This window comes from Acinetobacter sp. B51(2017) (assembly GCF_003711395.1).
Classification (GTDB): Bacteria; Pseudomonadota; Gammaproteobacteria; order Pseudomonadales; family Moraxellaceae; genus Acinetobacter.
This window is the reverse complement of sequence record NZ_PJRJ01000089.1, coordinates 1-1,019: the sequence shown is the minus strand read 5'-3', so window position 1 is coordinate 1,019 and position 1,019 is coordinate 1. Positions and strand designations below refer to the sequence as shown.

Genomic DNA, 1,019 nt, shown 5'->3' with positions numbered 1-1,019 from the left:
CCTGAGCAAGATGCATTTGATGATGTAGATAGCACCGAAGAAGATACACCAATCACTCTTGATGTATTAGCTAACGATGCATTCGAAGGCACCAATCCAGTAATCACTCATGTCAACGGTCAGCCTATCACTGAAGGCAACACAGTAGCTGTTGACAATGGTGACGTGACATTAACGGATGGCAAACTTGTGTTCCAACCTGCGCCTAACTATGCAGGTCTAGTAGAATTTGAATACACAGCAGTTACAGATGAAGGTGTCGCCGAAACTGCACAAGTCAACATCACAGTGACTCCAGAAGATGACGGTCCAGCACAGCCTGATCCAAACAAACCGACGCAAGGTAATGACGCTGGCACAGGTCCAGAAGATACAGTAATTACAGGTGATTTAGATGTTGTCGATCCAGATGGCATTAACAATCCAAACTTCACCTTAAATATGCCGCCACAGAATGGTACAGTGAGCATTGATCCAGCAACGGGCGAATGGAGCTATACTCCAAAACCAGATTGGCATGGTACAGACAGCTTTACGGTCACGGTTACAGATGATCAAGGCTTCACCACAGACATTCCTGTCAATGTGACTGTAGAGCCTGAGCAAGATGCATTTGATGATGTAGATAGCACCGAAGAAGATACACCAATCACTCTTGATGTATTAGCTAACGATGCATTCGAAGGCACCAATCCAGTAATCACTCATGTCAATGGTCAGCCTATCACTGAAGGCAACACAGTAGCTGTTGACAATGGTGACGTGACATTAACGGATGGCAAACTTGTGTTCCAACCTGCGCCTAACTATGCAGGTCTAGTAGAATTTGAATACACAGCAGTTACAGATGAAGGTGTCGCTGAAACTGCACAAGTCAACATCACAGTGACTGCAGTGAATGATGCGCCAGTTTCTGAAGACGATCAGATTGAAACTCCGGAAGATACGCCAATTACTGGCACTGTACCAGCGACAGATCCAGATGGTGATGATCTGACTTTTGTTGTGGGTGAACCACC

The 1,019-nt window shown here is 45.5% G+C and carries 1 protein-coding gene; it reads left to right on the top strand.

Annotated features, from left to right (window positions below; genetic code table 11):
- The coding region (locus tag CYK47_RS15240) for an Ig-like domain-containing protein (RefSeq protein ID WP_122902602.1) at positions 1-1,019 on the top strand (1,019 nt) is incomplete at both ends.